We start from the raw sequence: 16310 nt of genomic DNA, 5'->3' as shown, positions 1-16310 counted from the left end.
ACAGAACAGAAATCTGACGATGACTGTCACACAATTCCCTTCCCTCCGCCGGCATGACCCGGATCAGGTTCAATGGGTTAGTGCAATGCACCTCTCAGCCCCGAAGGGCACCCCAAAGGATGTGTAAGCGAAAGGGTAGGTCAAAACAGATCAGGAAAGCAAGAGGGATTATCCAGCCGGGGCATGAAACATCTCCTGGACTATCCTCGTGTGTCCCCGGCCTATACAATCACTCGCAAATCTTCGACAGTGTCAGTATTCGGCTTGACCGGAAGAACTTCGCCGTTATAGTGGCTGGAAATTCCGAGGGGTGCACCGAACGGTGCTGAGACGGCGGTGAGCCGGACCCTTGAACCTGATCCGGGTCATACCGGCGTAGGAACGGAACAAGGGCCATCTCGGCATCCTTATTCTTCTTCGCTCAACCTGGATCTCCATGATGAACTTCAGGGGGATCGACATGTACTTGCGGTTTTCAAACTATCTTATACTTAGTCGGCGCAGCAGCTAGCCTGCTTCCATGCGCATTCTAGTGTTTCTGATTTCTTTGTGGCAGTCGCTGATCTGGCTGCTCAATCCGCCGCGCTATATAGTGCCTTCTCCACTGGACGTGCTTGCCGCAATCCAGCGTCAACCGGACTATTTCCTGCGCCATGCATGGGTAACACTGGAAGAAATAGCTGCGGGGCTGCTGGCTGGAACGATCCTCGGTATTCTGACTGCCCTCAGCATAGCCGCAGTACCCCGGTGGGGAAGGTTTATCTGGCCAGTCGTACTTGTACTGCAGGCATTTCCCGTTTTCGTGATCGCACCGATCCTGGTATTGTGGTTCGGTTTTGGCGCGACCTCCAAGATCGTGATGACGACGCTGATCATCTTCTTTCCTGTGGCGTCCGCCTTCGCCGACGGACTGCGCCGCATACCTCAGGAAATCGTTGATGCCGTGGCGATAACCGAGGCCACGCATTGGCAGATGCTGGCCCACATCAGCATACCGCTCGCCATTCCGTCGCTCGTTTCGGGTCTGAGGGTTGCCGCGCCGCTCGCCCCACTGGGCGCGGTCATTGGGGAATGGGTCGGCGCGTCAGCGGGCCTCGGCTTCATCATGGTTCAGGCCAACGCGCGCATGCAGACTGACACGGTTTTCGCGGCGATGGCAATCATCGTTCTTCTCACATTGGCCTTGCGCCGCGCCATCGACTGGATCGGGCCGCAGCTCACTCCCTGGTCGACAACAAACGAATTTTCACCTTCAAGACCATGAACGGAAAAACCATGATACGTGGCACAATACTTTCCATCCTGATGAGTGTAGCGATCACCGGCAATGCCTTGGCGCAGGACAAGCTTACCGTACTGCTGGAGTGGTTCGTCAATCCCGACCACGCGCCCCTCATTGTCGCGCAGCAACTTGGTTTCTTCGAAAAGGCCGGCCTGGAGGTGGAGTTCATACCGCCGACCGACCCTTCGATCGTGCCTCGCGCTGTCGCCTCCGGACAGGCAGAGATCGGCATCCACTATCAACCGAACCTCTATCTGGATCACGCTGCCGGTGTGCCGCTCGTGCGCTTCGGTACTCTCATCGAGACGCCGCTGAACACGCTGACGGTCCTGGCCGATGGTCCGATTTCAAGCGTCAGGGATCTGGAAGGCAAGCGCATCGGTTTTTCGGTCTCCGGCTTCGAGGACGCGATGCTCGGCCGGATGCTGGAGAATGCCGGTGTAGACAAGAACAGCGTCGAGCTGATCAACGTCAATTTCGCGCTCTCCCCGTCGCTCATCAGCGGTCGGGTCGATGCCACCATCGGAGGCTTCCGGAACTTCGAGCTGACGCAGATGCGGCTCGCCGGACATGAGGGCCGCGCCTTCTTTCCTGAGGAGCATGGCGTGCCGATCTATGACGAGCTGATCTTCGTGACGCGTCCGGAACTGGTTGAAGACGATCGCCTCAAGCGCTTCCTTGAAGGTGTCGAGCAAGGCGCAATCTATCTCACCAACCATCCGGAGGAAAGCTGGAAGCTTTTCATCGGAGCCTATCCTGATCTGGATGACGAGCTGAACCGGCAGGCCTGGCGCGATACGCTGCCCAGGTTCGCAAAGCGTCCTTTCGCACTGGATCAGGCGCGTTATCAAAGATTTGGTGCGTTCATGGCCGAGCAAGGCCTGATCGAGGCAGCACCTGCCGTGGACAGTCTGGCGGTGGTGCTTCGGTAGCTCTTCCATCCTCCCGCTTGCAGTTTGTGCAAAATGTCTAATAATCAGGCAATGTCGAATGCCCTTCGAATTGCCCGTGGCCGCTTCGGTAGAGTGGCGCTGCTGGACATGGACCGGCCCCTGGTGCGCCACGCACACCCGCATTGCCACGTCCTCTTGAAAGTTGAGGGCGCAGACACGCAGTTTTCCGTGCGTGACCGGATTGTGCCGCTCACCGATGAGAGCGCCGTGCTGATCAATGCGTGGGAGTCACACGCCTATGCGCACGACCCGTCACGGCCGCAAACGATCATCCTTGCGCTCTATATAGAGCCGCGATGGCTCGGCGATTTTCGACCGAACTGGGCTGCAAGCCACGCTCCAGACTTCTTCACCACGAATGTCGGCTCGATCACGCCCGATATTCGCTCGCGCGTCCGCATTTTGGCAGAGGCCTTGGTGAATGAGCCGAACAGCACCCAGATGCACGAGGTGCTGCTCGGCGAACTCATGGTTGCCGTGATAGAGCGCTTCGCCGACTGGCGAGCGGTGCCAAATTCGATCCGCGATCTTGCATCGCGTCCTCTCGTCGACTTCCGCATCCGCAAGGCCGTCGACCGCATAAAGGCGGCACCAGGGGAAATTGATGATTTCAATCTTCTGGCAAGCGACATCGGTCTGTCGCGGGCGCACTTCTTCCGTCTGTTCGAGAGTTCATTGGGCGTGACGCCGCGGGTCTTCCTCAACGTTCAGCGGCTGGAACAGGCGGTTACCGCCGTAGCCGACGGTACGGAGAGCTTCGCGGCAATCGGCGACCGTCTCGGCTTTTCCGTACCAGCCCACTTCTCGCGCTTCTTCCATGACCATGCCGGCTCCTCGCCAAGCATCTTCCGAACCGTCAGCCGCCTCTCGGCGAGCGATTATGAGACTCCTCGGTAAGGTCTGATACGCAGCGGTATCGCCCGTCTGCACCGCTTTCTTCATTTTTCCCTACGGCACCCCGACACCAACGGGAGCGTGAGGAGCGAATGAAGAGTTTGGGAGCGGCAGGCGGCCTGATTGGCCGACCTGTGGAACGTATCGAGGACGCTGGACTTCTGACCGGCCGCGGCCGCTACATCGACGACCTGCCGGTCCGACGTGATACTGCGCATCTGGCAATCCTGCGCTCGCCGCATGCCCACGCGGAAGTTCGTGCGATCTCAACGGCTGCCGCCCTTGCTCTTCCCGGTGTCTTCGCCGTGCTGACCGGGGAGGATGTCGCGCGGCTCACCCGCAGCATGACGGTAGGGGTCAAGGCCAATGTTGAATGCTGGCCGATCGCTCGCGACCGGGTCCGCTATGTCGGTGAACCGGTTGCCCTCGTCGTCGCCGAAAATCGCTATGTTGCCGAGGATGCGCTCGACCTGATCGAGGTCGAGTATGAGACTCTGACCGCCGTTGTAGACCCTGAAAAGGCACTTGCCGCCGATGCACCGGTTCTGCATCCCTCTCTCGGCACTAACCTCATCAACGAGCGCAGCTTTGGCTACGGTGATCCGGAGGCCGCCTTTGCGACGGCAGCTCACCGGATCTCCATTCGAATTGCCTATCCGCGCAACTCCTGTACGCCGATCGAAACCTACGGCGTGATCGCAGAATACGATCCGGCCGAAGACGCCTATGATGTGACGGCGAATTTTCAGGGGCCGTTCTCGATCCATGCCGTGATTGCCCGAGCCCTGAATGTTCCCGGCAATCGCATGCGGCTGCGTACGCCCCCCGATTCCGGGGGCTCCTTCGGCATCAAGCAGGGCGTGTTCCCCTATGTTATCCTTGCTGCGGTCGCTGCCCGCGTCGCTGGCCGGCCGGTCAAATGGATCGAGGATCGCCTTGAGCACCTGACCGCATCAGTCTCCGCGACCAACCGTGTGACGACGCTGGAAGCAGCCGTCACACCCGAAGGGCAGATCACCGCGCTGAACTGGGACCAGCTGGAAGATTGCGGTGCTCACCTGCGGGCTCCGGAACCGGCGACCCTCTATCGCATGCACGGCAACATGACCGGCGCCTATGCGATCCGCAACGTCGCCATCCGCAATCGCGTCGTGCTTACCAACAAGACGCCGACCGGCCTTAACCGTGGCTTCGGCGGTCCGCAGATCTATTTTGCGCTGGAGCGCCTCGTTCATAAAATCGCTGACGAACTCCGCCTCGACCCGCTCGACGTCATCCGCCGCAACCTGGTGCCGGGCGATGCCTTCCCCTATCGCACAGCAACCGGTGGTCTGCTGGATTCAGGCGATTACCAGACGGCAATCGATCGCGCCTGTGCGGAAGGTGGTCTCGAGACTCTGCGGCAGCGCAGGGCCATTGCGCGCGCCGAAGGCCGCTTGTACGGCATCGGCTTTGCGGCCGTGGTGGAGCCCAGCGTCTCCAACATGGGCTACATCACGACAGTTCTTTCGCCGGATGAGCGCAAGAAGGCGGGGCCAAAAAACGGCGCGCAGTCGGTTGCGACAATAGCCATCGATCCACTTGGGTCCGTCACCGTAAAGGTCGCATCGGTGCCGCAGGGGCAGGGCCATCGCACCGTGCTGGCGCAGGTAGTTGCCGAGCGGCTGGGCCTCTCCATGGAGGCGGTGCGCGTCAATACCGAACTCGACACGTCGCGCGATGCCTGGTCTATCGCTTCTGGCAATTACGCAAGCCGGTTTGCCGCTGCGGTCGCCGGCGCAGCGTCGCTCGCCGCAGGTCGCATCAGGGAACGTCTCGCCGCAATCGCTGCCACGCAGCTCAATATCACGTCAGAAAACGTGGACTTCAGGGACGGCAAAGTCCTTGACCGCAACAACCCGGACAATGCCCTTTCCTTCGCACGTGTGGCTGCGTCAAGCCATTGGGCGCCTGGCACCCTGCCAGATGGAACGGACCAGACAATCCACGAGACGGTTTTCTGGACGCCGGAGCAACTGGAGGCGCCGACGGCAACGGACGGGATCAATTCGTCGCTTTGCCATGGCTTCATCTTCGACATCTGCGGCGTCGAGATCGACCGAACGACAGGGCAGGTGCGGATCGACCACTATGTGACGATGCATGACTGCGGTCGCATCCTGCACCCTGGCATGGTCGAGGGTCAGGTGCGCGGCGGGTTCGCCCAGGCGGTCGGCGCGGCGCTCTACGAGGAATATGCCTATGGCGGCGACGGCAGCTTCCTGACCGGCACGCTCGCAGACTACCTGATCCCGACCGTCATGGAGACGCCGGAGCCGCTGGTCCTTCATCATGAGACGCCGTCGCCCTTCACGCCGCTCGGCGCCAAGGGGGTGGGCGAGGGCAATTGCATGTCGACTCCGGTCTGCATCGCCAATGCCGTCGCTGATGCCCTCGGCATCGAAGACGTCCAATTGCCGCTGTCGCCGAGCCGGATCACTGGGTGGCGCCATGGCGAAGAACGCCCGCCCTCGAAACCGCTGGACGCGAAACCGGCTGCCACCGGCGCTTCCGGCGAGCGGATGCTGACCGGTTCCGGCTCGGCGGAGGTTTCCGCCACGCGCGAAGCCGTCTGGGCGATGTTGCTGGACCCGAACACTCTCAAGGCAATCATTCCAGGGGCGCACGAGGTCCGGAAGGTTTCCGACACGCATTTCCGCGCCGAGGTCACGCTTGGCATAGGCCCGGTCAAGGGTCGCTACCGTGCCGACATCCGCCTCAGCGACATGGTCGAACCCGAGGCTGTGACGCTAGCGGGTGGCACCGAGGGAGCGCTTGGCTCCGGCCGCGGCACGGGCCGCGTCACCCTGACCGAGACCACAAACGGCACCCGGATCGACTATCGCTATGAGGCGGCAATCGGCGGCAAGGTCGCCTCGGTCGGAGGGCGTCTTTTGGACGGCGCGGCCCGCGTGGTGATCGGTCAGTTCTTCCAGGCGCTTGCCCGCCACGCTGGCGGGGCGCCCAGCCTGGCCAATGGCCTGATCCAGCGGCTTATGGCACCCTTCAGGAGGCGCGGATGAAACCTGCATCCTTCGACTTTCTCTGTCCTGACACGCTGGAGGAGGCGCTCGCTGCGCTCAGCCAAGGCGGCCCTGAAGCGCGTGTGATCGCGGGCGGACAGTCGCTGGTCCCGATGCTCAACATGCGGCTTGCCCGTCCCGCCCTGCTTGTGGACATCATGCGGCTTGAGGCTCTGCGCCGGATCGAGACTTCTGGCGACGAGATCAGCGTCGGCGCGGGCGTGCGACAGGCCGAGTTGGAAACCTGGACAAGCCTTGGGCGGGATCTGCCGCTACTGGCCGCCGTCTTCCCCTGGATCGGACATGTGCAGACGCGGTCTCGCGGCACGGTCTGCGGCTCCATCGCGCACGCTGATCCGAGTGCGGAACTGCCGCTCTCTCTGGTCACGCTCGGTGGCTGGGTAAGCCTGCGCGGCCACAAGCAGAAGCGCAGGGTCAAGGCGGACGACTTCTTTATCGGCATGATGGCCACAGACCTCGCCGAGGGTGAAATGATCGAAGCCGTTCATTTTCCGAGGGCGCGACCCGGCAGCGGCTATGCCTTCCGTGAGGTCGGCCGACGGCATGGGGATTTCGCCATCGTCGCCTGTGCCGCCGTCGCTGACGAGAGGGGTTTGCGGCTTGGCATAGCAGGCGTCGATGACCGGCCGCGCGTCTTCTCGCTGCCGCCTCTCGATGACAGCCAGTTCGACGACGCCATCAACGATATCGCCTGGTCGCTCAATGCCCGCGACGACTTTCACGCGAGCGCCCGCTACCGGCGCGACCTGGTCCGCAGCCTTGGCCGTGAGACTCTCAAGGAGGCAAGCCGATGCCGCGCATGAATGCCACCCGGAGGCACCCGGTAAACTTCACCCTGAATGGCAGGGCGGTCAGCGTCGAGGTTGAAAATCGGATGCTGCTCTCGGACCTGCTTCGTCACGAGATTGGGCTCACCGGCACGCATGTCGGCTGCGAGCACGGGGTCTGCGGGGCCTGTACCGTTCAGATCGACGGAAGGCCGGCTCGCGCGTGCCTGACGCTTGCCCAGCAGGTGCGTGGCAGTGACGTGCGGACGGTGGAAGCGTTGTCACCTAATCCGGCCGAGCTTTCCCCGCTTCAGGCGGCCTTTCGTCGCCATCACGGCCTGCAATGCGGCTTCTGCACGCCCGGCATCCTGATGTCGCTCGACACCCTGTTGCGCGAGACGCCCGACGCGGACCGGGACGAGATCCGGGAGCATCTCTCCGGCCATCTCTGCCGGTGCACCGGCTACGCGAGCATCATCGAGGCGGCACTCGCCGCAGCGGACGAACTACGGAAGGAGGAGAAAACGAATGCTTGATCTTGGAACGAGCTTCATCGCGAGTGTCGAGCGCGACCCGGATGCGCTCGCCATCGTCGATGGCGACATCCGGCTCAGCTATCGCCAATGGTATGGCAAGGTCTCGGCACTTGCCGCAGCTCTCGGCACGATCGGCCTGAAGCACGGTGACCATGTGCTCACGGTAATGCAGAACCGGTGGGAGAATGCGTCCCTGCACTGGGCCTGCCAGTTTCTCGGCCTGATCGTTACGCCGCTCAACTGGCGCGCGAAGGCGGACGAAATCGACTTTGCCCTCGAGGATTCAGGCGCCAGGGCCGTGTTCTATGAAGTCTCGTCGCAGGAGGCCGTGCGCCAGTCGCGGCGGGCGCAAAATCTGCCGCAATTCTCCGCTCACGCGCTTGCCGATTTCATGGAAGGCTGCGCTCCCGAAGCGACGCCTGCCGCCGACGCTGCCGACTGGTCGCTGATGCTCTACACGTCCGGAACCACCTCAAAGCCAAAGGGGGTGCCCCGCCGGCATCGGGCCGAACGGGCCGGCGCTGTCGCCCATGTCGCGCAGAACCTCTACCGGCATGGCGAACGCACGTTGGGCGTCATGCCGCTCTACCATACGATGGGCGTTCGTTCGCTGATCGCCTCCTCGCTCATCGGTGGTGCCTTCATCTGCCTGCCGCGCTTCGATGCGGCAAGGGCGCTTGACCTGATTGAGCAGGAGAAGATCACCAATCTTTATCTGGTGCCAACGCTCTACCACGACCTCCTACATCACGAGAGGTTTGCGGCAGAACGCGTCGCCTCCGTTACCAAGCTTGGCTATGCCGGCGCCTCGATGACCGACGGGCTGCTGCATCGTCTGGACCAGACCTTCCGGCCCGAGCTCTTCGTCAACCATTATGGCTCGTCGGAAATCTACACTTTCACGATCGAGCAGAAGGCCGCCTCGAAGCCGGGTTCTGCCGGCCGGGCGGGCATCAACCAGACAATCCGCGTCGTCAAGCTCGGCAGTCGCAACCCGGATGAGCTGGCGGCCATCGGTGAGGAAGGCGAGATCATCGCGCTGATGAAGAGCGATGAGGCATTCGAGGGTTATTGGAAGCGACCTGACGCAGATGCCAAATCAATTCATAACGGCTGGTACTTCACCGGCGACACTGGCTTTGTCGACAGGGACGGTGATCTCTTCGTCACCGGGCGAGCCGACGACATGATCATCACCGGCGGCGAGAATGTTTCGCCAGTCGAGGTGGAAAGCTGCCTGTCACTGCACGAGGGCGTCGCAGAGGTCGCTGTCGTTGGCCTTCCAGATGAGCGTTGGGGCAAGATCGTCGTCGCCTTCGTGAAGCGGCGCGGATCCGTCACTGCCGAGGATCTCGACCGCCATTGTCGCGATTCCGGCCTCGCCAACTTCCGCCGTCCCCGCCGCTTCGTCTTCGTCGAAGAGATCCCGAAATCTCCCGTCGGAAAACTGCTGCGCCGCCTTCTGGTGGCCGGTGAGTACACCGAGGAACGCACTCCCGAACATCAGTGAGCGGTTGGAACACCGACAAACCCATGAAAGGACAATCCATGGCTGACAACGCCACATTCCAGGACCCACGCCTGGCCGAACTCGACGGCTTCAAGGTCACGATCGACCCGGCACGTCAGCGTGCCGACATCACGCTCGACAATCCGCCATACAACGTCGTGTCAATGCTCGCCCGTGACCAGCTGCGCCTTGTCTTCGAGGCCCTCGATGAGGACGACCGTGTGCGCATCATCGTCGTCACCGGCACGGGTAAGCATTTCTCGTCGGGTGGCAACATCAAGGGCTTCCTTGAGGCCAGCCCGGAGCACGTTTCGAAGCTCGCCTGGAACATCGCATCACCAGCCCGCTGCTCCAAGCCGGTCATTGCGGCCAATCGCGGTTACTGCTTCGGCGTTGGCTTCGAACTGTCGCTTGCCTGCGATTTCCGCATTGCGACCAATACCACGCGCTACGCTCTGCCCGAACAGAAGCTCGGCCAGATCCCGGGCTCGGGCGGCTCCGCCCGCCTGCAGAAGATGGTCGGGGTCACCCGCACCAAGAACATCGTGATGCGCTCCAAGTGGATCACGGGCCAGGAAGCCTATGACTGGGGCATCGCGTCCGAAATCGTAGCGGATGCCGAGCTGGAGACGGCTGTCGATGCGCTCGTCGAGGAACTGATCCGCTTCTCGCCGCTGGCCCAGCGGACGGCGAAAAAGCTCCTGAACGAAACGGACGACGCTCTGCTCACGACGGCCATCGAGGTCGAGGGCCATTGCTACAGCCGTCTCCGGACCTCGGAAGATTTCCGCGAAGGCGTGCTGGCCTTTCACGAAAAGCGCGCGCCGAACTTCGTCGGACGCTGATCGACGAGAAGCTCAATCGGGGCCGGGCGTGAGCCCGGTTCATGTTCCAAGAGGAGGGAGCGGCCTCGTATCCGCTCCGGGAGGATTGAGAATGAACACGATAGAACAGACCTACTCTGAAAAGCGCCTGATTGAACGTGGACCCGGCTTTGCGTCGGGCCTGCGCGACCTGCCGAAGCATCTCGGTATCAAGACGGCCAGCACTGGAGTGGTGGCCACTATCTTCGGCTGCTCCGGGCCAGCCCTGATCGTCATCGGCGCGGCCGAGGCCGGCCATCTGACCAATGGCCAGACCGTTGCCTGGCTGTTTTCGATCTACGTGCTGGGTGGCCTGATCAGCCTGTTGCTGGCGCTCTATTACAAGCAGCCGATCAATGGGGCTTACTCGATCCCCGGTGCGGCCCTCATTGCCGGCTCGCTTGCGACGATCCCGTTCAGCGAGGCGGTCGGCGCCTTCATCCTGGCGGGTGTACTGGTTCTGGTGCTCGGCGTCACCGGTCTTATTGGGAGGGTCATGCGGTGGCTGCCAATGCCCATCGTCATGGCGATGATCGCTGGCGCCATGATCCGTTTTGCAACGGGCACCGTGACGGCACTCAACACCGCGCCGCTTATCGCCGGCGCTGCGATCCTCGCCTTTTTCGTCTCCATGCGGGTAAGCCGGACGATCCCCCCGGTGCTGGCAGCCCTGGTCGCCAGCTTGATCGTAGCATTTGCGACCGGGGCAGTCGGGGGTGGTGCGGCCAACATCGCGTTTGCCGCGCCTGAGTTCACGATGCCGGCGTTTTCCATTGATGCATTCTTTGCAATCGCGGTTCCGCTTGCGCTGTTGGTGATCGGCGCTGAAAACGCGCAGGCGACCGGCGTGCTTTTGGCGGAAGGCTATCGACCTCCGGTTAATGCAATGACCATCATCTCCGGCTTTGGCGGCATTGCGGCCGGTGCCCTTGGCGGCCACAACGCCAATGTTGCCGGCCCAATGACTGCCATATGCTCATCGGATCAAGCTGGTGAAAACAAGGACGGCCGTTATGCTGCGACGGTCGTCAACGGCGTGCTATTCGCCTTCTTCGGCCTCATAGCGGGAGCCGCCGTTCCGATCGTGCTGAGCCTGCCCTCCGCACTTATCGCCTCGGTCTCCGGCCTTGCCATGATCGGCGTGCTGCTGTCGGCCTGCCAGAACGCCTTCGGCAAGTCGCTAGGCAATCAGACCGGTGCATTCGTCGCACTTGCCGTCGCCATGTCCAACGTCACGCTCCTCGGCATTAGTGCGCCTTTCTGGTCCTTGGTCGCCGGCGTGCTCATCTCGGCCCTGGTCGATACGGAGAAGTTTGAGGAGAAACAGCCCGCTTGATTGCGGGCCATGTTTGACAGACAAGCATGCCCAAGCCGCCCCATTCCCAGCCTTTGGTTGGGCTGGGGCGGAACCTTATTGTCGTAGGACACCGGTGCCGGGAAGCACGTGTCTGCTTTCACGACGATTGTGCTGCTATCGAATGAGACGTTGCCGCCGGCATAGATGAGCTTCAATCCTTCAAGGTGGGATTGTGTGAGTGGCGCTTGTCCTTCTCTCCGCCTCCACTTGAGCGGTTGCTGGTTTCCCGTTGATCAGTCCTGTCTGCCGGCGGCTTGTTGATCTCCAACGGCTCTTTGGCATTTTCGTGTGAAGCGCCGGGACCGCCCTGTCTGATTGTGTTCGGATGCTTTTTGGATGTGGACATGATCAACGATCCTGCTGGTATCCCTGATGGGTGGTGTTCACCTTTGAGTTGCCCTGCTGTCCCTGACGATCGGGATCCGGCGCGCCATGTGTGCCGTGCTGCGTATCGTCAGCACTGGCGGACTTGTGATCTCCTGGGCCTTTGGGACTTCTGTTCTGGGGCGGAACGGGAGGCATCTTGCTGGACATCTCGGTTCTCCTTGTCTGTCACAAGCCCAATCGCGTTGGCGTCATGATGTTCCGAAGAACCAGGGGCCTTCCATTGCGGTCAGCTTGCTGAGCTGAGCCGTGAGTTGCCGTCTGCTGGAATGGAACAAAGCAGTCTGTCGGGAGCTTTAATGAAGCTGCTCTTAGGCGATGGCGATGAAAATCTTGTCTGATTTCGCGGGAGTTCCCTCGGCAACACAATGGCTGAGGACGCGGGGCGCAATTCTTCCCAGTGGGACGCGAATTGCGTTCGTGGCGACAGTAGCATTTTGCCTGGGTTTGACTGCGGATGCTTCTGCCCAGAATTCATCCCCCCGCATCACGCCTCCGATCTCTGCTGCGCCGGCCGATGACGGCCAATGACCATGCCAGCCAAGAACTATGCGTCCACCCGCTTCAGCGAACTGGACGAGATCAACGAGGAGAACGTCAAGGACCTCCGGGTGGCGTTCACGTTCTCAACCGGCGTCAACAAGGGCCATGAAGCAGCACCTCTCGTTGTCGAAAACACGATGTATATCGTCACGCCCTATCCGAACATCCTCTATGCCCTCGATCTCACGAAGCCTGGTGCACCGCTGAAATGGGCGTTTCGGCCCAATCCTGAACCGACGTCGCAGGGTGTCGCCTGCTGCGATGTCGTCAATCGCGGTGCAGCCTTCTCGGATGGGCGGATCTTCTTCAATACCCTCGATGGCCATACGATCGCGGTTGATGCAGAGACTGGCGCAGCCGTCTGGAACAACAAGGTCGGCAACATCAACATCGGCGAGACCATCACCATGGCGCCGCTGGTGGTGAAGGACAAGGTGCTGGTGGGCAATTCCGGTGGCGAACTGGGCGTGCGCGGCTGGGTCAAGGCGCTTGATGCGAAGGACGGCCATGTGGTCTGGACCGCCTTCAGCACGGGACCGGACAAGGACGTGCTCATCGGGTCCGAATTCAAGCCGTTCTACGACAGCGACAAGGGGGAGGATCTCGGCGTTTCCACCTGGCCGCCCAATGCCTGGCAGATCGGCGGCGGGAACATGTGGGGCTGGATTTCCTACGATCCGGACCTTGACCTGATCTATCACGGAACCGGCAATCCTGGTCCCTGGAACCCTGATCTGAGGCCGGGCGACAACAAATGGACTGCGGGTATCTTCGCGCGCGATCCGGATACGGGAGCGGCCCATTGGTTCTACCAATGGACGCCCCATGACATGCATGACTACGACGGGATCAACGAACAGATCCTGCTCGACATGGACTGGAAGGGTAAGCCTCGCAAGGTGCTCGTCCGTCCCGAGCGCAATGGCTACATCTACATACTGGATCGAACAACCGGGGAAGTCCTTTCCGCAGAGCCCTTCGGCGCCGTCAATTCAAGCAAGGGCGTTGATCTGAAAAATGGCCGCCTGATCGTGAACGAGGAGAAGGCGCCACGCACCGGCAAGCTGGTGCGCAACATCTGCCCGACAGCCTCTGGTGTGAAGGACTGGGAGCCTTCAGCGTTCTCTCCGCGCACCGGGCTCCTCTACATTCCGCACGCCAACCTCTGCATGGATGAGCAGGGGGTGGACGTGAACTACATTGCCGGTACGCCCTATGTCGGCATGGAAGTTCGGATGATCCCTGGCCCGGGCGGCCACCGCGGCGAGTTCACCGCCTGGGACATAGCCAATGAGCGGCCGGCCTGGAAGATCAAGGAGAATTTTCCGGTCTGGAGCGGGGCGCTGGCAACGGCCGGCGACGTGGTGTTCTATGGCACGATGGAAGGCTGGTTCAAGGCGGTGAGCGCAAGGACCGGCGACCTGCTCTGGCAGTTCAAGACGTCGTCGGGGATCATCGGCCAGCCAGTCGCCTATCGTGGCCCGGACGGCCATGAGTACATCGCCATACTTTCAGGCGTCGGGGGATGGGCGGGAGCCGTCGTTTCCGGCGACCTAGATCCGCGCGACCGCACTGCTGCACTCGGCTTTGCCGGTGTCATGGCCGACCTGAAGGACGTCACCGCACCGGGAGGTACACTCTATGTGTTCAAGCTTCCCTGAGCGAGCGTTGAGCACCGCCCTGCGGGTCGTCGCACTGCTCCTGATCCTCATGGGAGCCGGTGCGAGTGCCGCGCCGCAACGCCAGCTTCGCGTCTGCGCTGACCCCAACAACCTGCCGTTTTCGAATGAAAGCCGAGGGGGGTTTGAAAACCGGATCGTCGACATCGTCGCACGTGAACTGGATGCGACCGTCACCTATGTCTGGTGGGCGCAGCGGCGCGGGTTCATTCGCAATACGCTGAAGGCCGGTCTCTGCGATCTTGTGCCGGGGATACCCATGGCGGTCGATATGCTTCGACCAACGTCTCCCTACTATCGCTCAACCTATGTCTTCATCACGCGCGAGGACGGTCCTGACATCAGGTCCCTCGATGATCCGCGCCTGCGCACCTTGAGAATAGGCGTGCAGTTAATTGGCGACGACGGCGCGAATGCGCCGCCCGTACAATCGCTTGCACGCAGGGGCGTCGTCGGCAACCTGCAGGGCTTTCCCGTCTACGGTGATTATTCGAGGCCGGATCCGTCCTCGCCCATCATCGATGCCGTCGCGAAGGGAGATGTCGATGTTGCCATCGCATGGGGTCCGGTTGCCGGATATTTCGCCGCCCGCCAGAGGGTTGGGCTGAAGCTGAAGCCAGTCTTGCCGATGGTCGATCTTCCCTTCAATCCGATGATTTTCGACATCTCCATGGGCGTGCGTCACGAAGATCGCGAATTGCGGAATGCGGTCAACCAGGCGTTGCGGCAGCACCGCACCGAGATTGAGGCCATCCTCGCAGAATATGGCGTGCCCCGGATCGACGGGGCTGAAACGGCAGGCGCAAGATGAAGATGCGAACGCTCGCGCTGCTTGCTGGCGTGGCGATCCTTCTGACGGGTTGCCAGAGGGAGGAGCGTGACACGCGTCCGGACCCGGTGAAGGGTGCGGGCGACCAGGCGGTTCCGGTAACGAGCTTGGCACCTGGAGGCGAACGACCGGTCGACACGGATGCCAAGGCAGCCCGGTTCGCCGACAACGCATTCCACATGAGCGAAGGAAAGCGCCTATTCGACTGGTTCAACTGTTCGGGCTGTCATTCCAGGGGCGGAGGCGGCATGGGGCCAGCCCTCATGGACGACAAGTGGATTTATGGCAGTTCCATCGAGAACATCCATGCAACCATCCGCGATGGACGGCCGAACGGCATGCCCGCCTTCGGTGGCCGTGTACCCGACGATCAGATCTGGGAGCTCGCGGCCTACGTGCGCTCGCTTGCAGGCAAGAGTTCGAAAGCGGCAGCCCCCGGTCGAAATGACGATCTGATGCCGCATCCATCAGAAAACCGGCTGCCCGATGCGACAACGCTGGGGCGCTCGCCATGAAAGTGCTGGCGCGAGTTGGGCTCACATCCTGCGCAGGATTTCTCACCGGCTGCAGCGGCGTGCAGTCGGCGCTTGATCCCCACGGGCCAGCCGGGGAGGAGCTCGCCCGCCTGATCTGGAGCTTCACCGCACTCTGCACAGTCATATGGCTCATGGTGATGGGCGTGCTAGCGGTGGCATTGGTGCGGCGTCGGCGGCAAGCTGCAGATCCCCTCGAGACGGATGTTCAATCTGAACATGCTGCCAGCCGGGCCGTCCTGATGGCGGTTGTTGCCACCGGCCTCGTCCTCGTCTGCCTCACAGTTCTCAGCTTCTTCGCCAATCGCACCCTGGCTGGCATTGGCGCGGATGCCGAGCTCACCATCGAGGTGACTGGTTATCAGTGGTGGTGGGCGGTGCGCTACGAGAACAGCGAACCGAGCAGGATCGTGACGACTGCCAACGAAATCCACATTCCGAGTGGAGAACCGGTCAGGCTCGTCCTCAAGTCGCAGGATGTCATCCACTCGTTCTGGGTGCCAGCTCTCCACGGCAAGCTCGATCTGGTGCCGGGTGTCGTCAATACGCTGACCCTGCAGGCGGATAGAAACGGCACATATCGGGGACAGTGCGCCGAATATTGTGGGGCCCAGCATGCGCATATGGGCGTTTTGGTGATTGCTCAGCCGCGTGTGGAGTTCGATGCGTGGTATGAAGCTCAGCTCCAGAATGCCGCCGAACCCAGTTCGGAATTGGCGCGTCAGGGTCGCGATCTCTTTCTGAACCGGCCCTGCGTGATGTGCCACAAGGTTCAGGGAACCGTAGCCGCTTCAAACGCCGGACCTGACCTTACCCATGTCGCCAGCCGGAAAACTTTGGCAGCCGGAACGCTCTCCATGAGCCGCGGAAATCTCGCCGCGTGGATTGCCGACCCGCAGAGCATCAAGCCCGGCACCAGAATGCCAACGATGAATCTCACCGGCGATGAGCTCAATGCCATAGCACCTATGGAAGGGATTAGCAGAGACGGCTGCAACAGCGGTGCGCGCAGCCTTTTCTCTGCAGGCGCGCACCGCTCGAGGTGCCATGGCCAGTCAAATTTTCTCTAGAATGTGAGTGTTCACAACCCATTCGGA

General features: G+C 61.6%; 14 protein-coding genes, 1 pseudogene and 2 riboswitches. Of the genes and pseudogenes, 13 read left to right on the top strand and 2 right to left on the bottom strand.

The window, feature by feature from the left end; genetic code table 11:
• Positions 1–23: 23 nt before the first annotated feature.
• A riboswitch (TPP riboswitch) is annotated at positions 24–125 on the bottom strand.
• A 171-nt stretch (positions 126–296) separates the two neighbouring features.
• Positions 297–399: riboswitch (TPP riboswitch) on the top strand.
• A gap of 121 nt (positions 400–520) precedes the next feature.
• The 9 genes from IEX27_RS10770 (at position 521) to IEX27_RS10730 (ending at position 11224) form a co-directional block, all read left to right on the top strand.
• Positions 521–1264, top strand: a complete 744-nt coding sequence (locus IEX27_RS10770) for an ABC transporter permease (protein ID WP_188721064.1) — start codon at positions 521–523, stop codon at positions 1262–1264.
• 14 nt (positions 1265–1278) lie between these two features.
• Positions 1279–2214 (top strand): ABC transporter substrate-binding protein, encoded by a 936-nt coding sequence (locus tag IEX27_RS10765; RefSeq protein WP_188721281.1) that lies wholly within the window; start codon positions 1279–1281, stop codon positions 2212–2214.
• 51 nt (positions 2215–2265) lie between these two features.
• On the top strand, positions 2266–3132 hold the full coding sequence (locus IEX27_RS10760; protein WP_188721280.1) for a helix-turn-helix transcriptional regulator: 867 nt from the start codon (positions 2266–2268) through the stop codon (positions 3130–3132).
• Positions 3133–3221: 89 nt separating this feature from the next.
• Complete coding sequence (locus tag IEX27_RS10755; RefSeq protein WP_188721063.1) at positions 3222–6191, top strand: xanthine dehydrogenase family protein molybdopterin-binding subunit; 2970 nt, start codon at positions 3222–3224, stop codon at positions 6189–6191.
• Positions 6188–7015, top strand: coding sequence for an FAD binding domain-containing protein (locus IEX27_RS10750; RefSeq protein ID WP_188721062.1), 828 nt, complete (start codon positions 6188–6190; stop codon positions 7013–7015). The genes IEX27_RS10755 and IEX27_RS10750 overlap by 4 nt, the downstream gene beginning before the upstream one ends.
• Positions 7003–7515: a (2Fe-2S)-binding protein gene (locus tag IEX27_RS10745; RefSeq protein WP_188721061.1), complete on the top strand. Its 513-nt coding sequence runs from the start codon at positions 7003–7005 to the stop codon at positions 7513–7515. The genes IEX27_RS10750 and IEX27_RS10745 overlap by 13 nt, the downstream gene beginning before the upstream one ends.
• A complete protein-coding gene (locus IEX27_RS10740; protein ID WP_188721060.1) occupies positions 7508–9025 on the top strand; it encodes an AMP-binding protein in 1518 nt (505 codons plus the stop codon). The genes IEX27_RS10745 and IEX27_RS10740 overlap by 8 nt, the downstream gene beginning before the upstream one ends.
• Positions 9026–9063: 38 nt before the next feature.
• Complete coding sequence (locus IEX27_RS10735; RefSeq protein ID WP_188721059.1) at positions 9064–9870, top strand: enoyl-CoA hydratase/isomerase family protein; 807 nt, start codon at positions 9064–9066, stop codon at positions 9868–9870.
• Between the two features lie 91 nt (positions 9871–9961).
• Positions 9962–11224, top strand: coding sequence for a benzoate/H(+) symporter BenE family transporter (locus IEX27_RS10730; protein WP_188721058.1), 1263 nt, complete (start codon positions 9962–9964; stop codon positions 11222–11224).
• A gap of 172 nt (positions 11225–11396) precedes the next feature.
• Here IEX27_RS10730 and IEX27_RS21370 read toward each other — a convergent pair whose 3' ends face one another.
• Both IEX27_RS21370 and IEX27_RS10725 read right to left on the bottom strand, forming a co-directional pair.
• Positions 11397–11591, bottom strand: a complete 195-nt coding sequence (locus IEX27_RS21370; RefSeq protein ID WP_244630339.1) for a hypothetical protein — start codon at positions 11589–11591, stop codon at positions 11397–11399.
• Positions 11592–11593: 2 nt separating this feature from the next.
• A complete protein-coding gene (locus IEX27_RS10725; protein ID WP_188721057.1) occupies positions 11594–11779 on the bottom strand; it encodes a hypothetical protein in 186 nt (61 codons plus the stop codon).
• Between the two features lie 336 nt (positions 11780–12115).
• Here IEX27_RS10725 and IEX27_RS10720 point away from each other — a divergent pair.
• The 4 genes and pseudogenes from IEX27_RS10720 (at position 12116) to coxB (ending at position 16283) form a co-directional block, all read left to right on the top strand.
• Positions 12116–13833, top strand: a pseudogene (locus IEX27_RS10720) (methanol/ethanol family PQQ-dependent dehydrogenase).
• Positions 13814–14662 carry a substrate-binding domain-containing protein gene (locus IEX27_RS10715; protein WP_188721056.1) on the top strand — a complete coding sequence of 283 codons (849 nt, stop codon included), beginning with the start codon at positions 13814–13816 and terminating at the stop codon, positions 14660–14662. Before IEX27_RS10720 ends, IEX27_RS10715 begins: the two are co-directional and overlap by 20 nt.
• A gap of 2 nt (positions 14663–14664) precedes the next feature.
• A complete protein-coding gene (locus IEX27_RS10710; protein ID WP_188721278.1) occupies positions 14665–15195 on the top strand; it encodes a c-type cytochrome in 531 nt (176 codons plus the stop codon).
• The gene (coxB, locus tag IEX27_RS10705) at positions 15192–16283 is read left to right on the top strand and encodes a cytochrome c oxidase subunit II (protein WP_188721055.1); all 1092 of its coding nucleotides are present in this window, start codon (positions 15192–15194) and stop codon (positions 16281–16283) included. Before IEX27_RS10710 ends, coxB begins: the two co-directional genes overlap by 4 nt.
• Positions 16284–16310: the final 27 nt, after the last annotated feature.

The organism is Nitratireductor aestuarii, assembly GCF_014641695.1.
Classification (GTDB): Bacteria; Pseudomonadota; Alphaproteobacteria; order Rhizobiales; family Rhizobiaceae; genus Chelativorans; species Chelativorans aestuarii.
This window is presented reverse-complemented; position numbering and strand designations above follow the sequence as displayed.

Bases quoted from the DNA above. Each gene is read 5' to 3' on its own strand.
- IEX27_RS10735 (WP_188721059.1), top strand. From the start codon at position 9,064: ATGGCTGACAACGCCACATTCCAGGACCCACGCCTGGCCGAACTCGAC.
- IEX27_RS10715 (WP_188721056.1), top strand. From the start codon at position 13,814: ATGTGTTCAAGCTTCCCTGAGCGAGCGTTGAGCACCGCCCTGCGGGTC.
- IEX27_RS10745 (WP_188721061.1), top strand. From the start codon at position 7,003: ATGCCGCGCATGAATGCCACCCGGAGGCACCCGGTAAACTTCACCCTG.
- IEX27_RS21370 (WP_244630339.1), bottom strand. From the start codon at position 11,591: ATGTCCACATCCAAAAAGCATCCGAACACAATCAGACAGGGCGGTCCC.
- IEX27_RS10730 (WP_188721058.1), top strand. From the start codon at position 9,962: ATGAACACGATAGAACAGACCTACTCTGAAAAGCGCCTGATTGAACGT.
- coxB (WP_188721055.1), top strand. From the start codon at position 15,192: ATGAAAGTGCTGGCGCGAGTTGGGCTCACATCCTGCGCAGGATTTCTC.
- IEX27_RS10725 (WP_188721057.1), bottom strand. From the start codon at position 11,779: ATGTCCAGCAAGATGCCTCCCGTTCCGCCCCAGAACAGAAGTCCCAAA.
- IEX27_RS10740 (WP_188721060.1), top strand. From the start codon at position 7,508: ATGCTTGATCTTGGAACGAGCTTCATCGCGAGTGTCGAGCGCGACCCG.
- IEX27_RS10755 (WP_188721063.1), top strand. From the start codon at position 3,222: ATGAAGAGTTTGGGAGCGGCAGGCGGCCTGATTGGCCGACCTGTGGAA.
- IEX27_RS10750 (WP_188721062.1), top strand. From the start codon at position 6,188: ATGAAACCTGCATCCTTCGACTTTCTCTGTCCTGACACGCTGGAGGAG.
- IEX27_RS10770 (WP_188721064.1), top strand. From the start codon at position 521: ATGCGCATTCTAGTGTTTCTGATTTCTTTGTGGCAGTCGCTGATCTGG.
- IEX27_RS10710 (WP_188721278.1), top strand. From the start codon at position 14,665: ATGCGAACGCTCGCGCTGCTTGCTGGCGTGGCGATCCTTCTGACGGGT.
- IEX27_RS10760 (WP_188721280.1), top strand. From the start codon at position 2,266: ATGTCGAATGCCCTTCGAATTGCCCGTGGCCGCTTCGGTAGAGTGGCG.